19 protein-coding genes are annotated in these 19,626 nt (G+C 70.4%); 17 read left to right on the plus strand and 2 right to left on the minus strand.

Features of this window, described 5'->3' with window-relative positions; translation table 11 throughout:
* Window positions 1-23: 23 nt before the first annotated feature.
* The 4 genes from ACNJ7E_RS31445 (at window position 24) to ACNJ7E_RS31460 (ending at window position 5,513) form a co-directional block, all read left to right on the plus strand.
* Window positions 24-2,042 carry a primosomal protein N' gene (locus ACNJ7E_RS31445; RefSeq protein ID WP_418341776.1) on the plus strand — a complete coding sequence of 673 codons (2,019 nt, stop codon included), beginning with the start codon at window positions 24-26 and terminating at the stop codon, window positions 2,040-2,042.
* 171 nt (window positions 2,043-2,213) lie between these two features.
* Window positions 2,214-3,641, plus strand: coding sequence for a rifampin monooxygenase (gene rox, locus ACNJ7E_RS31450; protein ID WP_280782167.1), 1,428 nt, complete (start codon window positions 2,214-2,216; stop codon window positions 3,639-3,641).
* A gap of 139 nt (window positions 3,642-3,780) precedes the next feature.
* On the plus strand, window positions 3,781-4,437 hold the full coding sequence (locus tag ACNJ7E_RS31455; protein WP_105421831.1) for a PadR family transcriptional regulator: 657 nt from the start codon (window positions 3,781-3,783) through the stop codon (window positions 4,435-4,437).
* A gap of 98 nt (window positions 4,438-4,535) precedes the next feature.
* Window positions 4,536-5,513, plus strand: coding sequence for an esterase/lipase family protein (locus tag ACNJ7E_RS31460; protein WP_280782166.1), 978 nt, complete (start codon window positions 4,536-4,538; stop codon window positions 5,511-5,513).
* A gap of 61 nt (window positions 5,514-5,574) precedes the next feature.
* Here ACNJ7E_RS31460 and ACNJ7E_RS31465 read toward each other — a convergent pair whose 3' ends face one another.
* Entirely contained in the window at window positions 5,575-5,814 is a 240-nt protein-coding gene (locus tag ACNJ7E_RS31465; protein WP_418341833.1) for a hypothetical protein, read from the minus strand.
* 31 nt (window positions 5,815-5,845) lie between these two features.
* Between ACNJ7E_RS31465 and fmt the strand changes: the two genes are divergently transcribed.
* From fmt to ACNJ7E_RS31480, 3 genes are all read left to right on the plus strand, one after another.
* On the plus strand, window positions 5,846-6,769 hold the full coding sequence (gene fmt / locus ACNJ7E_RS31470; protein WP_280782165.1) for a methionyl-tRNA formyltransferase: 924 nt from the start codon (window positions 5,846-5,848) through the stop codon (window positions 6,767-6,769).
* Window positions 6,766-8,193, plus strand: coding sequence for an RsmB/NOP family class I SAM-dependent RNA methyltransferase (locus tag ACNJ7E_RS31475; protein WP_011598870.1), 1,428 nt, complete (start codon window positions 6,766-6,768; stop codon window positions 8,191-8,193). Before fmt ends, ACNJ7E_RS31475 begins: the two co-directional genes overlap by 4 nt.
* A gap of 129 nt (window positions 8,194-8,322) precedes the next feature.
* Window positions 8,323-9,180 (plus strand): mycofactocin-coupled SDR family oxidoreductase, encoded by an 858-nt coding sequence (locus ACNJ7E_RS31480; protein ID WP_016880326.1) that lies wholly within the window; start codon window positions 8,323-8,325, stop codon window positions 9,178-9,180.
* A gap of 61 nt (window positions 9,181-9,241) precedes the next feature.
* On the opposite strand, the gene ACNJ7E_RS31485 is transcribed toward ACNJ7E_RS31480, so the two are convergent.
* Complete coding sequence (locus ACNJ7E_RS31485) at window positions 9,242-9,580, minus strand: MmcQ/YjbR family DNA-binding protein (RefSeq protein WP_120659108.1); 339 nt, start codon at window positions 9,578-9,580, stop codon at window positions 9,242-9,244.
* Between the two features lie 58 nt (window positions 9,581-9,638).
* Here ACNJ7E_RS31485 and rpe point away from each other — a divergent pair, with 58 nt between their 5' ends.
* From rpe to whiA, 10 genes are all read left to right on the plus strand, one after another.
* Window positions 9,639-10,322, plus strand: coding sequence for a ribulose-phosphate 3-epimerase (gene rpe, locus ACNJ7E_RS31490; protein WP_280782164.1), 684 nt, complete (start codon window positions 9,639-9,641; stop codon window positions 10,320-10,322).
* A gap of 29 nt (window positions 10,323-10,351) precedes the next feature.
* Window positions 10,352-11,404: a bifunctional diaminohydroxyphosphoribosylaminopyrimidine deaminase/5-amino-6-(5-phosphoribosylamino)uracil reductase RibD gene (gene ribD / locus ACNJ7E_RS31495; protein ID WP_280782308.1), complete on the plus strand. Its 1,053-nt coding sequence runs from the start codon at window positions 10,352-10,354 to the stop codon at window positions 11,402-11,404.
* Window positions 11,405-11,415: 11 nt separating this feature from the next.
* Window positions 11,416-12,024 (plus strand): riboflavin synthase, encoded by a 609-nt coding sequence (locus ACNJ7E_RS31500; RefSeq protein WP_105418502.1) that lies wholly within the window; start codon window positions 11,416-11,418, stop codon window positions 12,022-12,024.
* A gap of 80 nt (window positions 12,025-12,104) precedes the next feature.
* Entirely contained in the window at window positions 12,105-13,358 is a 1,254-nt protein-coding gene (locus ACNJ7E_RS31505) for a bifunctional 3,4-dihydroxy-2-butanone-4-phosphate synthase/GTP cyclohydrolase II (RefSeq protein ID WP_009480441.1), read from the plus strand.
* Complete coding sequence (ribH, locus tag ACNJ7E_RS31510; protein WP_005241766.1) at window positions 13,355-13,846, plus strand: 6,7-dimethyl-8-ribityllumazine synthase; 492 nt, start codon at window positions 13,355-13,357, stop codon at window positions 13,844-13,846. Before ACNJ7E_RS31505 ends, ribH begins: the two co-directional genes overlap by 4 nt.
* Before the next feature lie 13 nt (window positions 13,847-13,859).
* Window positions 13,860-14,312 (plus strand): PH domain-containing protein, encoded by a 453-nt coding sequence (locus ACNJ7E_RS31515; RefSeq protein WP_120659106.1) that lies wholly within the window; start codon window positions 13,860-13,862, stop codon window positions 14,310-14,312.
* 68 nt (window positions 14,313-14,380) lie between these two features.
* Window positions 14,381-16,588 (plus strand): excinuclease ABC subunit UvrC, encoded by a 2,208-nt coding sequence (uvrC, locus tag ACNJ7E_RS31520; RefSeq protein ID WP_280782163.1) that lies wholly within the window; start codon window positions 14,381-14,383, stop codon window positions 16,586-16,588.
* Window positions 16,589-16,632: 44 nt separating this feature from the next.
* The gene (rapZ, locus tag ACNJ7E_RS31525; RefSeq protein WP_050787545.1) at window positions 16,633-17,499 is read left to right on the plus strand and encodes an RNase adapter RapZ; all 867 of its coding nucleotides are present in this window, start codon (window positions 16,633-16,635) and stop codon (window positions 17,497-17,499) included.
* Window positions 17,496-18,521 carry a gluconeogenesis factor YvcK family protein gene (locus ACNJ7E_RS31530; protein ID WP_280782162.1) on the plus strand — a complete coding sequence of 342 codons (1,026 nt, stop codon included), beginning with the start codon at window positions 17,496-17,498 and terminating at the stop codon, window positions 18,519-18,521. The genes rapZ and ACNJ7E_RS31530 overlap by 4 nt, the downstream gene beginning before the upstream one ends.
* Window positions 18,512-19,495 (plus strand): DNA-binding protein WhiA, encoded by a 984-nt coding sequence (gene whiA / locus ACNJ7E_RS31535; protein WP_005262275.1) that lies wholly within the window; start codon window positions 18,512-18,514, stop codon window positions 19,493-19,495. The genes ACNJ7E_RS31530 and whiA overlap by 10 nt, the downstream gene beginning before the upstream one ends.
* Window positions 19,496-19,626 lie beyond the last annotated feature (131 nt).

Raw genomic sequence — 19,626 nt, forward strand, 5'->3', positions numbered from 1 at the left:
GCCGCTCCGGTAGGGGCCGTCGCGTGAGCGCGGAAAAGGTTGCGGCAGAAGTAGATCCGGTTGCCCGGGTGCTGCCGCTGCTTCCGCTTGCCCACCTCGACCGCGAATTCGACTACCTGGTTCCGCAGGACCTCGACGAGCAGGCGCGGCCCGGGGTCCGGGTGCGCATCCGGTTCGCCGGGCGTCTCGTGGACGGGTTCGTCGTCTCCCGGAACGCGACGAGCGACCATCAGGGCCGTTTCGGCTGGCTCGAACGGGTGATCTCGCCCGAGCGGGTCCTGACCGAGGAGATCACCCGGGTGGTCGACCTCGTCGCCGGCCGATACGCCGGAACCCGCGCGGACGTCCTGCGGCTCGCGATCCCGCCGAGGCACGCGCGGGCGGAGTCCGAGGCCGCGTCCGAACCCCCCGAGGTGCCGGATACCGCAATCGAGACCGAGGCGTGGGACCGGTACGTGCACGGCGGCGCATTCCTGACCGCACTGTCGGGGGAGCGTGCCCCGCGCGCGGTCTGGCAGGCGCTCCCCGGCGAGGACTGGCCTGCGCGTCTCGCGGAACTGTCGGGGCTCGTTGCCGCAACCGGGGCGAGCACCGTCGTCGTCGTGCCCGATCAGCGTGATCTCGACCGTGTGGTCGCGGCGGTGGAAAAGCTCCTGGGCAAGGACGCGGTCGTCGGACTCGCCGCCGGTCTCGGTCCGGCGCTGCGGTACCGGCGTTGGCTGGCTGCGCTGCGCGGGACGGCCAAGGTCGTCGTCGGGACCCGGAGTTCGGTGTTCGCGCCGACTCCGCGCACCGGGCTGATCGTGGTCTGGGACGACGGGGACGACAACCATTCCGAGCCGCGCGCACCCTATCCGCACGCCCGCGAGGTGGCGCTGCTCCGCGCGTACGCCAGTGGCTGCGCGGTGGTGCTGGCCGGACACGCGCGCACCGCGGAGGCGCAGGCCCTGGTCGATTCGGGGTGGGCGCACGACCTCGTGGCCTCCCGGGACTCGGTGCGGGCGGCCGCCCCGAAGATCACCGCACTCGCGGACAGTGACCACGCCCTGGCCCGCGATCCCGGTGCACGCGCCGCCCGGTTGCCCGCGATCGCGTTCGCGGCTGCCCGGGAGGCGCTCGGCGCCGGCCGGGGAGTGCTCGTCCAGGTGCCCCGGCGCGGCTACGTGCCCAGCCTCGCGTGCGGCAAGTGCCGGGCGCCCGCGCGATGCCGGCGATGCAACGGACCTCTCGCGCTGCCGTCCGCGGCCGGCCCGGACGGGGCGGGGACCCCCGCGTGCCGATGGTGTGGCGTCGCCGACGCCGCACACCGCTGCCACGCGTGTGGAGCGAAGGCGCTGCGGGCCGTCGTGGTCGGTGCCGGACGGACCGCCGAGGAACTGGGTCGCGCGTTTCCCGGGGTTGCCGTCCGGATGTCGGGGGGCACGGACGTCGTGGACGAGGTGAAGCAGGGTCCCACCCTCGTGGTGTCGACGGTCGGGGCCGAACCGGTGATGCCGGGCGGCTACGGCGCGGCGTTGCTGCTCGACGGCTGGGCGCTGCTGGGCCGTCCCGACCTGCGCGCCGCGGAGGAGACGCTGCGGCGATGGATGACGGCATCGTCACTCGTGCGGCCGTTCGCCGAGGGCGGTCAGGTGGTCGTGGTCGCCGATTCGGGGATTCCGACCGTGCAGGCGCTGGTTCGCTGGGATCCGGTCGGTCACGCCCGTGCGCAGTACGAGGAGCGGGCGGAAGTCGGATTTCCGCCCGCCATCCACCTTGCGGCGATCGACGGCAGTGCGAAGGCGATCGCCGACCTCCTGGACCTCGCCGATCTGCCGGCGAATGCGGAATTGCTCGGCCCGGTCCAGTTGCCTGCGGGGGAGCGGCTGCCGTTCTCCGGCGACGCGCCCGAGCCGGCGGACACGGAGCGCATGCTGATCCGGGTGCCGCGGGGCGAGGGGAAACCACTGGCCAAAGCGCTCGGAGAGGCGCAGTCGGTGCGCAGTGCGCGCAAGGACTCGCAGCCTGCCCGGGTCCAGATCGACCCCATTCGGATCGGCTAGCTCCACCCCGGGGGTGACAAAAGGAATGGCAAGGAGGTTATGCATTCCCTGCCACTCTCAACATATAACGCACCGGGGGCCTTGCGGCAAGACCCGGGTCGTGCCGCAGAATCTCCCACCGAAGTCAGGACCAGCGGAAATCAGTATTCGCGGCATACGTGTGGGGGTTTCATGATCGACGTGATCGTTGCAGGCAGCGGACCGACCGGGCTGATGCTGGCCTGCGAGTTGCGGTTGCACGGCGTGCAGGTGCTCGTGGTGGAGAAGGAGGCGGAGCCGACGAGGGTTGTCCGTTCGCTGGGCCTGCACGCGCGCAGCATCGAGATGATGGACCAGCGCGGTCTGCTGGAGCGGTTCCTCGCGCTCGGTACGCAGTACCCGCTCGGTGGCTTCTTCGCCGGCATCAGAAAGCCGGCACCCGAGCGGCTGGACACCGCACATCCGTACGTTCTCGGCATCCCGCAGACCACCACCGAGCGACTGTTGACCGAGCACGCCACCGAAGTCGGCGTCGAGATACGGCGCGGCTGCGAACTGGTCGGCCTGAATCAGGACGAACACGGGGTGACCGCCCTGCTGGCCGACGGCACCCAGCTGCGCTCGCGCTATCTCGTCGGCTGCGACGGCGGCCGCAGCACGGTGCGGAAGCTGCTCGGCGTCGATTTCCCCGGCGAGCCCAGCAGAGTCGACACACTGCTGGGCGAGGTGGAGCTGACCGCGCCGCAGGAGACGCTGGACGCCGTGGTGGCCGAGGTCCGCAAGACCCAGCTCCGGTTCGGCGCCATGCCGCTCGAGGACGGGGTGTACCGCATCGGCGTCCCCGCCGCAGGGGTGGCCGAGGACCGCACGGTCGCGCCGACCCTGGACGAGTTGAAGCAGCAGCTGCGGGCAACCGCGGGCACCGACTTCGGCGTGCACTCGCCGCGGTGGCTGTCCCGCTTCGGCGACGCCACCCGGCAGGCCGAGCGGTACCGGGTCGGCCGGGTGCTGCTGGCCGGCGACGCGGCGCACATCCACCCGCCGGTCGGCGGTCAGGGGCTGAACCTCGGTATCCAGGATGCGTTCAACCTCGGTTGGAAACTGGCAGCCGAGGTCGGTGGCTGGGCGCCGGAGGGGCTGTTGGACAGCTACCACACCGAACGGCACCCGGTCGCCGCCGACGTGCTGACCAATACCCGCGCCCAGATGGAGCTGATGTCCCTCGATCCGGGGCCCCAGGCGGTGCGCCGGCTGGTGTCGGAATTGATGGATTTCGAGAACGTGAACCGGTACCTGACCGAGAAGATCATCGCGCTCGGGGTCCGCTACGACTTCGGCGAGGGGCATGAACTGCTCGGCCGGCGCCTACGGGACGTGGGGCTGAAGCGGGGACGACTCTACGAGCTGATGCACGACGGTCGCGGCTTACTGCTCGACCAGACCGGCCGGCTGTCGGTGACGGGCTGGGCGGACCGGGTCGACCACGTCGTCGACGTCAGCGAGGAACTCGACGTGCCCGCAGCGCTGCTGCGACCGGACGGGCATGTGGCGTGGGTCGGTGACGACCAGCAGGATCTGGTCGGCCGGCTGCACGAGTGGTTCGGCGCCGCCGCCGACTGAGCGCGAACGCCTCCGGACTCGGCCGGCGCAGCGCCCGCGAGTCCGGGGGCGACTTGACCACCGTCACAGAAAAGGACCTTGCCGAGTGTCTATTGCCGATATATCGTTGATGCATCAGCGATACAGAAGGAGGCTGATGATGGAAAACTTCCATTTCGAACACAGAGGTCCCCGACGGGACCGATTCGCGCGCGAGCGGACGGGACGGCCCGAGGGCCCCCACCGTCACGGACACCGGCGAGGCCGCTTCGGGCCCGAGGGTGATCCCGGGTTCGGCCCGGGAATGCACTTCGGCCGCGGACGCGGACGGGGTGGCAGGGGACGGCGCGGCGATGTCCGCTCCGCGATCCTGCTGCTGCTCACCGAGGAGCCGATGCACGGCTACGAGTTGATTCAGCAGATCGTCGAACGCAGCGACGGGGTGTGGAAGCCCAGTCCGGGTTCGATCTACCCCGCGCTGTCACAACTCGAGGACGAGGGTCTGGTACTGATCGAAAAGGTGGCGGGCCGCAAGACCGCACGCCTGACGGACGAGGGCAAGGCCTTCGTCGAAGCGAACAAGACCGAACTCGGCACCCCGTGGGACGACGTGCGGGAGAGTGTCGGCAGGCCCGCCGAGGACCTGCGGGGCCTGATCGGGCTGCTGATGGGTGCCGCGGGGCAGGTCGCCGCCGTCGGTGACGACGAACAGGTTCGGCGTGCCGGCGAAATCCTCACCGAGGCGCGTCGCGCGATGTATCGCCTTCTCGCGGAAGACGATCAGAGCGAAGCCGGCAAGGCTGACACCGACTCGTAGGGCGTCGCGGTTCACCGCGGGCCCGCCGCCTCGACGCGACAGCGCGTGCACATTCTGGGAAGGTTCACAGAAATGTCACGGCGAAGTCGGGAGAGATCATGAGATTTCGGGGTGCCGGTGCGGTCGTCGCGGGTGTCGTCCTGCTGATGTCCGGCGCAGTGTCCACCGCCCATGCGGACGACTCCTCACCGCCCCAACCCGTCGTGCCCGCCACGGCCGGGCTTCCCCAGACCGGCCGTAGTGCCGCCGCCGCGTATGCGCACGAGCACCCGGGCAGCGCACCCGCGGGATCGAACGACTTCTCCTGCACACCTTCCCCGGACCACCCCGAGCCGGTGGTGCTCGCACACGGCACTGACGCCAGCGCCTACGCGGACTGGGCCGCCCTGTCGCCGATGCTCGCCGCGGACGGCTACTGCGTGTTCGCGCTCAACTACGGCGGAGCGCCGGGCGCCGATACGTACGGCACCGAGGACATCGTCGCGAGCGCGGAGGAGTTCGGCCGATTCGTCGACCGGGTCCGCGACGCGACCGGCGCCGACAAGGTCGACACGGTCGGGTACTCACAGGGTGCGAACGTCACGCGGTACTACGTCAACAAGCTCGGCGGCGCCCCGTTCGTCGACCACTGGGTCGGGCTGGCGTCGCCCAGCTACGGGGGAGTGATGTACGGCCTCGTTCCGATCGTCCAGGCGCTTCCCGGCGGACCGGACTTCGCCCGCACGGTGACATCGGTGGCCGTCAGCCAGCAGATGCAGGGCTCGCCGTTCATGAACGCCCTCAACGCGGGCGGTGACACCGTGCCCGGTGTCGCGTACACGACGATCGGGTCTCGGTACGACGAGATGATCCAGCCGTACACGAACATGGCGCTCCACGGCGCCGGGGCCGACAACATCCTGATCCAGGATCGATGCCCCCAGGACGGCACCGGACATTTCCAGGCGCCCTACGATCCGTTCGCGCTCGACCTCGTCCGGGCGGCGCTCGACCCGGACGCGGCTCCGCTGGCTCGTTGCGAGTTCGTCCCGGTCGGTGCGGGTATTCCGCAGGTGATTCTCGACAGCAACAGATAGACCCACACGAATGAGGCGGGGAGCCGTGCGCTGCACGACTCCCCGCCTCCGCGTGTGTGCGCTACTCCGCCAGTTTCGTGACCGCCTGCGCCCACAGGAAGTACTTGTTGGTGCCGAGGTCCTTCACGGTCTTGATGTCGAATGCGGCCGCGAGGTGTTCGGCGTCGGAATCGCTCACGCCCTGCAGGGCGGCGACGACAGTTCGCCGAGTGTTATGGCCCGGGGTCGACTCCCTAGACTGGTCGGCACATCGTCGATCAAAGGGGAGCTTTCTTCGTGAGTATCGTTTCGGCCCGCGCAGCGGTCCACCGTCCGTCGTGTGGGTCGCCGACGTGCGCATAGTCTTCGCCGGAACCCCCGAGCCCGCTGTTCCCTCGCTCGAACGCCTGATCCGTTCGCCGCGCCACGACGTCGTGGCGGTGATCACCCGCCCGGACGCGGTCGCAGGCCGCGGACGCAAGGTGGTCCGTTCACCGATCGGTGAACTCGCCGACTCCCACGGCATCGAGGTGCTGACTCCCGAGCGGCCCTCGGAGCCGGACTTCCTGGCGCGTCTCGCCGACCTCGCACCCGACTGCGCGCCCGTCGTCGCCTACGGGGCGCTGCTACCGCAGAAGGTCCTCGACATCCCGGCCCATGGCTGGGTGAACCTGCACTTCTCGCTGTTGCCGGCGTGGCGCGGGGCAGCCCCCGTGCAGGCCGCGATCGGTGCGGGCGACGACATGACCGGCGCGAGTGCGTTCCGGCTCGAGGCGGGAATGGACACCGGGCCGGTCTACGGGGTGGTCACCGAGAGGATCCGCGATACCGATACCGCCGGGGATCTGCTGGGGCGCCTGGCCGACAGCGGTGCGGTCCTCCTGGAGTCGGTTCTCGACGGGATCGAGGACGGCGCGATCACCGCGGTCCCGCAGTCGGCCGACGGAGTGTCGCACGCGCCCAAGGTGAGCGTCGAGGCGGCCCGGATCCGTTGGGACAGAACAGCTGCCGTGGTTGACCGGCACGTCCGCTCGGTGACCCCCGCGCCCGGCGCCTGGACCATGATCGGCGATCTGCGCGTCAAGGTCGGTCCGGTCACTCCGACGGAGGAGCGACTGGAGCCGGGAGAGATCTCGGTGACCAAGGCCGGATTCCTGATCGGCACGTCCACGGTGGCGGTGCGGCTCGACCGCATCCAGCCGCAGGGCAAGAAACAGATGGCCGCCCTGGACTGGGCGCGAGGCGCACGACTCGACGCGGAGGTACGGGCACAGTGAGCGAATCCAGAAGGCCTGCACGTCGCGGCCAGTCCGGCTCGGGGGCCCGCAACAACCGTCCCCGACAGGCCCGCCGGCCCGACGCGTCGCAGTCCGGTCTCGACCAGCCGCGGCTCGCCGCGAGGGACGTGCTGCGCGCCGTCCGGGAACGCGACGCCTACGCCAATCTCGTGCTGCCCGGGCTGCTGCGTGAGCGGCGCCTGGACGGACGTGACGCGGCCCTCGCCACGGAATTGGCCTACGGCGCCGCCCGCGCCCGTGGGCTCCTCGACGCCGTGATCGCCGACTGCGCCGGCAGGCCGATCGCCGAGATCGACGGACCGCTCCTCGACGTCCTCCAGCTGGGCGCCTACCAGCTGCTGCGCACCCGCGTCGCCCCGCACGCCGCCGTCGCCACCTCCGTCGATCTCGTGCGCGCGGAGGCCGGTCCGGGGAAGGCGGGCTTCGTCAACGCCGTGCTGCGCCGGGTGTCGGAGCGGTCCGAAGCGGAATGGGTGGAGCGCCTCGCCCCGGCCGACCCAGTGGGGCGGCTGGCGTTCGAGCACGCGCATCCCACGTGGATCGCGCAGGTGTTCGCCGACGCGCTCGGTGCCGACGCCGGCGAACTCGAGGACGTCCTCATCGCCGACGACGCCCGGCCGGTGGTGCATCTCGTCGCCCGCCCGGGGGAGATCTCGTCGGAGGAACTCGCGCTCGCCACCGGCGGCGAGGTGGGGCGCTACTCGCCGTACGCGGTCTATCTGGACGGCGGCGACCCGGGGCTGCTCGACGCCGTCCGTGAGGGGCTCGCCGGAGTGCAGGACGAGGGCAGTCAGCTCGTCGCCCGGGCGCTGTCGCTGGCACCCTTGGACGGTCCGGACGCGGGCCGCTGGCTCGACCTGTGCGCGGGCCCGGGTGGCAAGGCGGCCCTGCTCGGCGCCCTCGCCGGAATCGAGGGCGGACGCCTCGACGCCGTGGAGCCGGTGGAACACCGCGCGGACCTGATCCGCAAGACGACGAAGGAACTCCCGGTCGACGTGCACGTCGCCGACGGGCGGGATCCCGGGCTGGCGGGCGGGTACGACCGCATCCTGGTCGACGCGCCGTGCACCGGACTGGGTGCGTTGCGCCGACGTCCGGAGGCGCGGTGGCGCCGGCAGCCGTCGGACGTGGCGGGTCTCGCGAAACTGCAGCGCGAACTCCTGGCATCGGCCGTCGAGTTGGTTCGTCCGGGCGGCGTGATCCTCTACGCGACGTGTTCGCCGCACCTGTCCGAGACGGTGGCCGTGGTCGCGGACGCGGTGCGCCGCTACGGGCTCACGGCACTCGACACGCGTGAACTCGTTCCCGGTGTGCCGGGTCTGGGAGACGGTCCGGGCGTCCAGCTCTGGCCGCACCGGCACGGCACCGACGCGATGTTCATGGCCGCGTTGCGCAAGCCGTAGGGCGGGGGCGTCCCCACTACCTGGACATCTGCCCGACTCTCGGTAGAACCTGTTCCACTTTTCCGTGAAACGTGTTCTAATTCTTCTCGCGACAGAGACGTACGTCACGAAGCGAGTGGAGGACTTCAGATGAATCGGGTAGCGGGGAAGGTCGTTCTGATCACGGGAGCGGCGCGGGGTCAGGGGCGTAGTCATGCAGTGCATCTCGCCGACGAGGGCGCCGACATCATCGCCTTCGACCTCTGCGAGGACATCGCATCCAACGAATACCCGCTGGCGACCGAGGCCGACCTCGCGGAGACGGGACGGCTGGTCGAGAAGGCGGGGCGCCGGGTCGTCACCGCCAAGGTGGACGTGCGCGACCGCGCGGCCCTGCAACGCGAACTCGACGCCGCCGTCGCGACGCTGGGCCGGCTGGACGTCGTGGTCGCCAACGCCGGGATCGCGCCTCTCGGGAACGACGTGCCCGTCGAGGGATTCGTCGATGCGTTCGACGTCGACTTCGTCGGAGTGATCAACACCATCCACTCGGCCCTTCCGCACCTCGACGCCGGCGCCTCGATCATCGCGACGGGATCGGTGGCCGGGCTGGTCCCGCAGACCGGTCTGAATGGCCAGCAGGCCCTGCAGGGCCCGGGCGGCGACGGCTACGGTCTCGCCAAGAAGATGCTGTGGACGTACACCAACTCGCTCGCGCTCACCCTGGGCCCGAAGTCCATCCGCGTCAACGCGATCCATCCCACGAACTGCAACACGGACATGCTGCAGAGTCCGCCGATGTTCCGCACGTTCCGCCCCGACCTGGAGAACCCGACCGCCGAGGACGCGAAGGTCACGTTCCCGTTCATGCAGGCGATGCCCACCCCGTGGGTCGAGCCCGAGGACATCTCGCACGCGGTGGTGTTCCTGTCCTCCGACGAGTCCCGGTTCGTCACCGGTCAGCAGCTCCGGGTCGACGCGGGGGCGGGTCTCAAGCTCGGCGTCTGACGCCGATCCGATGAGGGTCCGGGCCGGTGTGCGGGCGCTGCCCGGGCCCTCGCCTTTCGCGTCAGGTCTGGTCGAACTGCTTACGCAGCTTCGCCGGTGCCTTGATTCGCCAGGCATCCTGCAGCAGTTCGGTCAGCTGCGGAACGTCGACGTTCTCGAGGTCGACGACGATCGAACCGTGACCGTCGTAGTGCGGAGTGGTATAGAACGGCGCGCCCTGGGCCAGCAGGGCCGCCTTCTCGTCGAGGTCGCACATCACCACCAGGCCCCCGTCCGACTCGGCCCGCAACCGGGCGAGCAGCTTGCCCGCCACCTTCAGAGCCGGGGTGCGATACGACGTGCTCTCCTGCACCTCCGGTAGTGACGCACCGATCGCCACGACGTCCGTCCAGGTCGGCATGAGCCCAGTATGGACCGCGGGACCCGGGCACGGCACGCGTACGACTAAACTGCGGCCCGTGGCAACCCCGATGATCGCACCGTCCATTCTGTCTGCAGATTTCGCGCGTCTCGCCGAGGAGGCGGACGCCGTCGCCGGTGCCGACTGGCTGCACGTCGACGTGATGGACGCACATTTCGTGCCCAACCTGACGCTCGGCCTTCCCGTCGTGCAGAGCCTGCTCGCGGCGACGGACATCCCGCTCGACTGCCATCTCATGATCGACGACCCCGGCCGCTGGGCGCCGCCCTACGCGGAGGCGGGCGCGCACAACGTCACCTTCCACGCGGAGGCGACCGACGACCCCCGGTCCGTGGCCCGGGACATCCGCGCCGCCGGCGCCAAGGCCGGTCTCAGCGTCAAGCCCGGCACGCCGATCGAGCCGTACCTCGAGATCCTGAAGGACTTCGACACGCTCCTCGTCATGAGCGTCGAGCCCGGCTTCGGTGGTCAGTCGTTCATCCCCGAGGTGCTGTCGAAGGCGAAGGCCGTCCGCCGGCTCGTCGACTCGGGTGAACTGAGACTGGTCGTGGAGATCGACGGCGGCATCAACGCCGACACCGTCGAGGCCGCTGCCGAGGCGGGCGTCGACTGCTTCGTCGCCGGGTCCGCCGTCTACGGCACGAGCGATCCCGCGGAGGCCGTGCGCGCCCTGCGCGCCAGCGCCGCCCAGGCGTCACCGCACCTGAGCCTGTCGCGGTAACGGCGCTCCGGTAGAACGTGAACTCCCACGTGCGGCACGATAATTCGGCGGCGGACCTCGACGCCGCGATGCAGATCGCCATCGGCGCCGCCGAGTCGGCGCGCGGATTCACCAGCCCCAATCCGGCGGTCGGCGCGGTGGTCCTCGACGCCGCGGGACGCATCGCCGGTGTCGGGATGACGCAGCCTCCCGGCGGTCCCCACGCAGAGGTCGTCGCACTGCGGGAGGCGGGGGACGCCGCCCGCGGCGGCACCGCCGTCGTCACACTGGAACCGTGCAACCACCACGGCCGGACCGGGCCGTGTTCGCAGGCGCTCCTCGATGCCGGTGTGGTCGCGGTGCACTACGCGGTGGGTGATCCGAACCCCGAGGCCGCGGGCGGCGCGGAAACCCTCGTCTCGGCGGGTGTCGACGTGACGTCCGGGCTGCGGGCCCAGGACGTCGAACGCGGCCCGCTCCGCGCGTGGCTGCACCGGCAGCGCACCGGACGGCCGCACGTGACCTGGAAGTACGCGGCCACACTGGACGGGCGCAGCGCCGCCGCCGACGGCACCAGCCAGTGGATCACCGGTCCCGAGGCGAGGGAACGCGTCCACGCCGACCGGGCGAAACTGGACGCGATCGTGGTCGGCACCGGGACGGTGCTCGCCGACGACCCGCGGCTGACCGCCCGGATGCCCGACGGATCGCTCGCGGCGCACCAGCCGGTGCGCGTCGTCGTCGGACTCGGCGACATCCCGGCCGACGCCCGGGTCCTCGACAACTCCGCGCCCACCCTGCTGCTGCGCACGCACGACGTGGACGAGGTCCTCGCCGCACTCGCCGAGTACACCGATGTGCTGCTCGAGGGCGGGCCCCGGCTGGCGGGCGCATTCCTCGCCGCGGGCCGCGTCGACCGCATCCAGGCGTACCTCGCCCCGCTGGTCCTCGGCGCCGGCCCGTCCGCGGTCGCGGAGGCGGGAGTGCACTCGATCGACGGCGCGCTGCGGTTCCGTCACGAGTCGGTCGAAACAATCGGCCCCGATCTGTTGTTGAGTCTGGTTCCAGCAGTGTCCGAAAACCCTGACAGCCACCGAACGTAGGAGAAGCCATAGTGTTCACCGGGATCGTCGAAGAGTTGGGTGAGGTCGTCGCCAAGGAGGAACTGGCCGACGCCGCACGGTTCACCGTCCGTGGTCCGGTCGTGACTTCCGACGCGTCACACGGGGATTCGATCGCGGTGAACGGTGTGTGCCTGACCGTCGTCGAGGTGCTGGCCGACGGCTCCTTCACGGCCGACGTCATGCAGGAGACGCTGAACCGGTCGAGCCTGCAGAAGATCGACGTGGGCAGCCGCGTCAACCTCGAGCGGGCCGCCGCCCTGAACAGCCGCCTCGGCGGCCACCTCGTCCAGGGCCACGTGGACGGCACCGGGCACATCATCAGCCGCAGCCCGTCCGAGAACTGGGAGGTCGTGCGCATCGCGCTGCCCGACGCCATCTCCCGGTACGTCGTGGAGAAGGGCTCGATCACGGTCGACGGTGTGTCGCTTACGGTCTCGGCTCTCGGCGGGGAACGCGGCGACGAGTACTTCGAGATCTCGCTCATCCCGACCACGCTGCAACTGACCACGCTCGGGGCGGCGTCCGTCGGGACGCCCGTCAACCTCGAGGTCGACGTGATCGCGAAGTACGTGGAGCGGCTGCAAGCGGCCGGCCGCTGAGTCGTACTGTTGAGGAGCATCCCACGGATGCATCCGTTGTATTCGAAGATGCCTAAGTCAAGACTTTGGAGACCGAGCACGTGACCAGGTTCGACAGTATCGAGCGCGCCGTTGCGGACATCGCCGCAGGCAAGGCAGTCGTCGTCGTCGACGACGAGGACCGCGAGAACGAGGGAGACCTCATCTTCGCCGCGGAGAAGGCCACCCCCGAGTTGGTTGCCTTCATGGTTCGATACACGTCCGGGTATCTCTGTGTGCCGCTCGACGGCGCCGATTGCGACCGCCTCGGCCTGCCCCCGATGTACGCCACCAACCAGGACAAGCACGGCACCGCGTACACCGTGACCGTCGACGCCCGGGAGGGCATCGGCACCGGCATCTCCGCGTCCGACCGCGCCGCCACCATGCGGTTGCTGGCCGACCCGTCCAGCGGCGCCCAGGACTTCACCCGGCCCGGCCACGTGGTGCCGCTGCGCGCCAAGGAGGGCGGCGTGCTGCGCCGTCCCGGCCACACCGAGGCCGCCGTCGACCTCGCCCGGATGGCGGACCTGCGGCCTGCGGGTGTGATCTGCGAGATCGTCAGCCAGAAGGACGAGGGCCACATGGCCCAGACCGACGAGCTTAGGGTCTTCGCCGACGACCACAACCTCGCCCTGATCTCGATCGCCGACCTCATCGCGTGGCGCCGCAAGCACGAGAAGCACGTGGAGCGGGTCGCGTCCGCGCGCATCCCCACCCGGCACGGCGAGTTCACGGCCGTCGGCTACCGGAGCATCTACGACGACGTCGAGCACGTGGCGCTGGTCCGCGGCGACCTGCCCGGACCGGACGGCGACGGTAGCGACGTGCTCGTGCGCGTGCACTCCGAATGCCTCACCGGCGACGTGTTCGGTTCGCTGCGCTGCGACTGCGGTCCCCAGCTCGACGCCGCCCTCGACATGGTCGCGCAGGAGGGCCGCGGTGTGGTCCTGTACATGCGCGGGCACGAGGGCCGGGGCATCGGGCTCATGCACAAGCTGCAGGCCTACCAGCTGCAGGACGCGGGTTCGGACACCGTCGACGCCAACCTCGAGCTGGGGCTGCCCGCCGACGCCCGCGACTACGGCATCGGCGCGCAGATCCTCGTGGATCTGGGCATCTCCTCGATGCGTCTGCTCACCAACAACCCGGCCAAGCGGGTCGGCCTCGACGGCTACGGCCTGCAGATCACCGAGCGGGTGTCGATGCCGCTGCGGGCGAACGCCGAGAACCTGACGTACCTGCGCACGAAGCGCGACCGCATGGGCCACGACCTGATCGGGCTCGACGACTTCGAAGCGGGAGAAATGCTGTGAGCGGTGAGGGATTGCCGGAGCTGCAACTCGGTGAGGCGGGCGACCTCCGGCTCGCCATCGTCGCCGGCAGCTGGCACGCCGAGATCTCCGAGGCGCTGATCGCCGGCGCGCAACGGGTGGCGGCCGAGGCGAACGTGAAGAACGTCACCCTGGTCCGGGTCGCCGGTGCCATCGAGCTTCCGGTGGTGGCGCAGGCCCTGGCCCGCACCCACGACGCCGTCGTCGCGCTCGGTGTCGTGATCCGCGGCGGGACGCCGCACTTCGAATACGTCTGCGACGCCGTGACGGCCGGTCTGACCCGGGTCTCGCTGGACGAGAGCACCCCGGTCGGGAACGGTGTGCTCACCACGGACACCGAGCAGCAGGCCGTCGACCGCAGTGGCCTGCCCGGCTCCGTCGAGGACAAGGGCGGTCAGGCGTGTGCGGCCGCGCTGGACACCGCTGTCACGTTGGCGCGACTGCGCCGCGCCGAGGAGTCGTTCGTATGATCCGGATCCATCCATGACCACTCCCGAATCCGAGTGGACACTCGTCGCGACGCCACGCAAGTCGCGTCGATACGCGATCGGTGTGGCGGTCCTTCTCGTCGTCGTGCATGTGACGTTCGCTATCCTGCTGCGCGGCGATTCGACGGGCGTGTACTTCCGGCTCGCCGACCAGCTGGCGTTCGCGGGCATCGGCTGCCTCCTTGCGGCAGCCGTCTTGCTGCTGACCCGGCCCCGGTTGCGGGTCGGGCCCCGCGGCATCGCCGTGCGCAACGTGCTCGGGGAGCGCATCGTCGACTGGGACCTGTACGAGGGGTTGTCCTTCCCGGACGGCGCGGCGTGGGCCCGGATCGAGCTGCCCGACGACGAATACCTGGCCGTGATGGCCATCCAGTCGAACGATCGCGAGTACGCCGTGGACGCCGTCGACCGCTTCCGCGCACTCGCGTCGGAGTACGCACCGTCCTGAACCGGGGGTCGTCCCTCCGTGACGTCGCGGATGCGGGGTTGGTCGGTGGCGCCGACTAACGTGGAGGGGTGCCCGATCCTTCGACATATCGCCCCGCGACCGGAACGATTCCGGTCGACCCGGGGGTGTACAAGTTCCGCGATCCGCACGGCCGGGTCATCTATGTCGGGAAGGCGAAGAGTCTTCGATCACGGCTGAATTCCTATTTCGCCGACGTCTCGACGCTGCACCCGCGCACCCGCCAGATGGTGACCACGGCCGGCAGCGTCGAGTGGACCGTGGTGAGCACCGAGGTCGAGGCCCTCCAGCTCGAGTACAACTGGATCAAGGAATTCGATCCCCGGTTCAACGTCCGTTACCGCGACGACAAGACGTACCCGGTTCTCGCGGTCACCCTGAACGAGGAGTACCCCCGGCTGTTCGTCTACCGCGGGCCCAGACGCAAGGGTGTCCGCTACTTCGGTCCCTACTCGCACGCGTGGGCCATCCGCGAAACCCTCGACCTGCTGCTGCGGGTGTTTCCCGCCCGCACCTGCTCGGCCGGGGTGTTCAAGCGTCACAACCAGATCGGCCGTCCCTGCCTGCTCGGCTACATCGACAAGTGCTCCGCGCCGTGCGTCGGACGGGTGTCCGCGGCCGAGCACCGCAAGATCGTCGAAGACTTCTGCGACTTCCTGTCGGGACGCACCGACAAGCTGGTCCGGCAGCTGGAGGCCCGGATGCAGGAGGCGTCGGAAGAACTCGACTTCGAGACGGCGGCGCGGCTGCGCGACGACGTGGGCGCGTTGCGGCGGGCGCTCGAGAAGCAGGCCGTCGTGCTCGGCGACGGCACCGACGCCGACGTCGCAGCCTTCGCGACCGACGAGCTCGAGGCCGCGGTGCAGGTGTTCCACGTCCGGGGTGGCCGCGTGCGCGGCCAGCGCGGTTGGGTGGTCGAGAAGGCCGGTGACGTCATCGACTGGGCCAGCGTCGATTCCGAGGCGGGATCGGACCTGCCGCTGCTCGTCGAGCAGTTCCTCACCCAGTTCTACGGTGAGCAGGCGGCGCTGTCGGGCGCGACCGACCAGGAGGCCGGCACCAGCGGCGTGCCGCGGGAGGTCCTGGTGCCCGTGCTGCCGCCCGACGCCGAACAGGTGCAGGAGTGGCTCAGCGGTCTCCGCGGATCCGCGGTCCGCCTCCGCGTGCCGCAGCGCGGCGACAAGAAGGCTCTCGCCGAGACCGTGCAGCGCAACGCGATGGAGGCGCTGCAACAGCACAAGCTGCGCCGCGCCGGCGACTTCACGTCGCGGTCGGCGGCCCTGCAGGGCATCCAGGAGGCCCTCGACCTGGATTCGGCGCCCCTGCGGATCGAATGCGTCGACATCAGCCACGTGCAGGGCACCGACGTGGTGGCCTCCCTCGTCGTCTTCGAGGACGGCCTGCCCCGCAAGTCCGACTACCGCCACTACGCGATCAAGGAGGCGGCGGGCGACGGCCGCTCCGACGACGTCGCCAGCATCGCCGAGGTCACCCGCCGGCGGTTCCTCCGGCACAACCGCGACGTCGGGGTGCTGCGTGCCGAAGCGGCCGGGGCGGACGCCGACCAGGTGTCGGGCGGGGACGCCGACCAGGTGTCGGGCGGGGACGGCGGCGACCTGGCCCCGGAGGCGGCGATCGATCCGCAGACCGGCAGGCCGCGGCGGTTCGCGTACCCACCGAACCTGTTCGTCGTGGACGGCGGAGCCCCGCAGGTGGCCGCGGCCTCGGCGGTCCTCGACGAACTGGGCATCACCGACGTCGCCGTGATCGGGCTGGCCAAACGGCTCGAGGAGGTGTGGGTGCCGGGGGAGGAGGACCCGGTCATTCTCCCGCGCACGAGCGAGTCGCTGTACCTGCTGCAGCGGGTACGCGACGAGGCGCACCGCTTCGCGATCACGTTCCACCGCAGCAAGCGGTCCCGCCGGATGACGGCGTCCGCACTCGACTCGGTCCGCGGCCTCGGCGAGACCCGGCGCAAGGCCCTGGTGACGCACTTCGGTTCCGTCGCCCGCCTCAAGCAGGCCTCCGTCGAGGAGATCACGGCGGTGCCGGGCATCGGAACGGCCACGGCGAAAGCGGTACTCACCGCTCTCGGGGCGGAGGAACCGTCTGCGGACGTCGCGGGAGTGGGGGATGATGAACCAGATCGGAACGGGCCGGGCACGGCAGAACGGAACGGCGCGGACATTCCCCGCGAACCGGTAGCACAGCACGGCCCGGCAGCACAGAGCGCTTCGCAACGGACAGGTGTCGAGTGAACGAGCAGCACGCGCAGAGTGACCGTCCATCCACGGTCCGGCCGATGGACTTCCTTCTCGTCACCGGGCTCTCCGGGGCGGGTCTGCAGACGGCGGCGAAGGTCCTCGAGGACCTCGGGTGGTACGTCGCGGACAATCTTCCCCCGGAACTGATTTCCCGGATGGTGGATCTGAGCCTGGAATCCGATTCGCGGCTCGAGCGGCTCGCCGTCGTCATCGACGTGCGCAGCCGGTTGTTCACCGGCGACCTCGGCTGGGTCCTCACCGAACTGGAGAGCAAACCCGTGCACACGCGGGTGCTGTACCTCGACGCGTCGGACGAGGTCCTGGTGCGCCGTTTCGAACAGGTGCGCCGAAGTCACCCGCTGTCGGGGGGAGGCGCCGAGGGCACCTTGTCGGAGGGCATCGCCGCCGAGCGCGATCAGCTCGCGAAGGTGAAGGCCGCCGCGGATCTGGTGATCGACACGTCGTCCCTGGCGGCGCACCAGTTGCGGCAGAAGATCGAGGACGCGTTCGGCGACGCCGAGAACCGGACCATGCAGGTAACAGTCCAGTCGTTCGGTTTCAAGTACGGTCTTCCGATGGACGCCGATCTCGTCTGCGACGTCCGCTTCCTGCCCAACCCGCACTGGATTCCGGAGTTGCGTCCGCACACCGGGCAGAGCGAGGACGTGCGGGACTACGTGTTGTCGCAGGACGGTGCCGAGGACTATCTGGCCACATATCACCACCTGCTGGATCTGACGATCGCGGGATATCGTCGGGAGGGGAAGCGCTACATGACCATCGCGGTGGGGTGCACCGGAGGGAAACATCGGAGTGTCGCGATGTCGGAGGCCTTGGCGAGCCGACTCGGAAAGGACTCCGGGCTGAACGTGCGTGTCGTCCATCGTGATCTGGGGCGCGAATGAGGCCGGTGCATCAGCCGCCTGCGATCGTCGCGCTCGGCGGGGGCCACGGGCTGTTCGCCACCCTCAGCGCCGCGCGCCGGCTCAGCCGTGACGTCACGGCCGTCGTCACCGTCGCGGACGACGGCGGCTCCTCGGGACGGCTGCGCGCCGAACTGGGTGTCATCCCGCCGGGGGACCTGCGGATGGCGCTCGCCGCACTCGCCGCGGACGACCCCGAGGTGCAGGGCTGGACGGACACCATCCAGCACCGCTTCGGCGGAATCGGTGCCCTCGCCGGCCACTCGGTGGGCAATCTCATCCTGGCCGGCCTCACCGAAGTGCTCGGCAACCCCGTCGCGGCGCTGGACGAACTCGCCCGGTTGCTGCGGATCAACGGGCGCGTGCTGCCGATGTCGCCGATCGCCCTGGACATCGAGGCCGACGTGCAGGGCCTCGAGGCGGACCCGCGGGTCAGCCGCTGCATCCGCGGTCAGGTCGCGGTCGCGACCACCCCCGGCAAGGTGCGGCGTGTGCGACTGCTGCCGGCGAATCCGCCCGCCTGCCCGGACGCGGTCCGGGCGATCGACGTCGCCGACATGGTCGTCCTCGGCCCGGGGTCGTGGTTCTCCAGCGTCATCCCGCACGTCCTCGTGCCGGAACTCCTCGACACGCTGATCGCCACCGCCGCGCGGAAGGTGCTGGTGCTCAACCTGGCTCCGGAGCCGGGCGAGACCGCAGGATTCTCCACCGAGCGTCATCTGCACGTACTGTCCCAACACGCACCCGAACTCACCGTCGACTTCGTCGTGGTCGATTCGGGTTCGGTTCCGCCGGGGCGCGAGCGCGAGCACCTCGCCCGCGCCGCCGGACAGTTCCAGGCACGCGTCGTGTACGCCGACGTGTCGGAGCACGGCACCCACACGCACCATGCAGGAAAACTTGCGTCCGTTCTCGAACAGCTCTGGAGCGACCCCGATGCGGGGTCTCGGGGGAGCGAAGTGGCCGAGACACCAGAGGAAAGGGAGAGCGCTTCGTGGCAATGACAGCAGAGGTCAAAGACGAACTCAGTCGTCTCGTCGTCACTCATGTGAGTTGCCGGAAGGCCGAGGTCTCGTCGCTGCTGCGGTTCGCCGGGGGATTGCACATCGTCGGCGGCCGGGTCGTGGTCGAGGCGGAAGTGGATCTGGGGTCCACAGCCCGCCGGTTGCGCCGCGAGATCTTCGACCTGTTCACCTACAGCGCCGACGTCCACGTCCTCAGTGCCGGCGGGCTGCGCAAGTCGTCCCGGTACATCGTGCGGGTCGCGAAGGAGGGCGAGGCCCTCGCCCGCCAGACCGGTCTCCTGGACCTGCGGGGACGCCCCGTGCGCGGGCTTCCAGCACAGGTGGTCGGTGGCAGCGTCGCCGACGCGGAAGCCGCGTGGCGCGGCGCGTTCCTGGCGCACGGTTCGCTGACCGAGCCGGGCCGGTCGTCGGCGCTCGAAGTCAGCTGCCCGGGCCCGGAGGCGGCGCTCGCGCTCGTCGGGGCGGCGCGCAGGCTGGGCATCTCCGCGAAGGCGCGTGAGGTCCGCGGCACCGACCGGGTGGTGATCCGCGACGGCGAGGCCATCGGCGCGCTGCTCACCCGGATGGGCGCCCAGGACACCCGCCTCGTGTGGGAGGAACGCCGCATGCGCCGGGAGGTCCGGGCCACCGCCAACCGGCTCGCCAACTTCGACGACGCCAACCTGCGCCGGTCCGCGCGGGCGGCCGTCGCGGCCGCGGCCCGCGTCGAACGGGCCCTCGACATCCTGGGTGACGAGGTGCCCGACCATCTGGCGGCGGCCGGTCACCTCCGGGTGGAGCACCGGCAGGCGTCCCTCGAGGAACTCGGCCAGCTCGCCGACCCGCCGATGACGAAGGACGCCGTCGCCGGCCGCATCCGGCGGTTGCTGTCCATGGCGGACCGCAAGGCCAAGGAAACCGGCATCCCCGACACCGAGTCGGCCGTCACCGCAGATCTTCTCGACGACGCCTGACCGTCGTCGGCGGTCGCCTCCCACCACCCCCACTCCCGGACGAACGGGACGCTCGTTGCGTCAGATCGGACGAGCGTCCCGTTCGTTCGGGTCGGGGCGGCCCGGGAAAGGGTGCCCGGAGGTGACTGCGC

Source organism: Rhodococcus mengyinensis, from assembly GCF_048381435.1.
Lineage (GTDB): Bacteria > Actinomycetota > Actinomycetes > Mycobacteriales > Mycobacteriaceae > Rhodococcus_F > Rhodococcus_F opacus_D.

Coding starts and splice junctions, on each gene's coding strand:
- ACNJ7E_RS31480 (WP_016880326.1), top strand. CDS start 8,323: ATGAATCGGGTAGCGGGGAAGGTCGTTCTGATCACGGGAGCGGCGCGG.
- ACNJ7E_RS31460 (WP_280782166.1), top strand. CDS start 4,536: ATGAGATTTCGGGGTGCCGGTGCGGTCGTCGCGGGTGTCGTCCTGCTG.
- ACNJ7E_RS31515 (WP_120659106.1), top strand. CDS start 13,860: ATGACCACTCCCGAATCCGAGTGGACACTCGTCGCGACGCCACGCAAG.
- ACNJ7E_RS31455 (WP_105421831.1), top strand. CDS start 3,781: ATGGAAAACTTCCATTTCGAACACAGAGGTCCCCGACGGGACCGATTC.
- rox (WP_280782167.1), top strand. CDS start 2,214: ATGATCGACGTGATCGTTGCAGGCAGCGGACCGACCGGGCTGATGCTG.
- ACNJ7E_RS31530 (WP_280782162.1), top strand. CDS start 17,496: ATGAGGCCGGTGCATCAGCCGCCTGCGATCGTCGCGCTCGGCGGGGGC.
- ACNJ7E_RS31485 (WP_120659108.1), bottom strand. CDS start 9,580: ATGCCGACCTGGACGGACGTCGTGGCGATCGGTGCGTCACTACCGGAG.
- rapZ (WP_050787545.1), top strand. CDS start 16,633: ATGGACTTCCTTCTCGTCACCGGGCTCTCCGGGGCGGGTCTGCAGACG.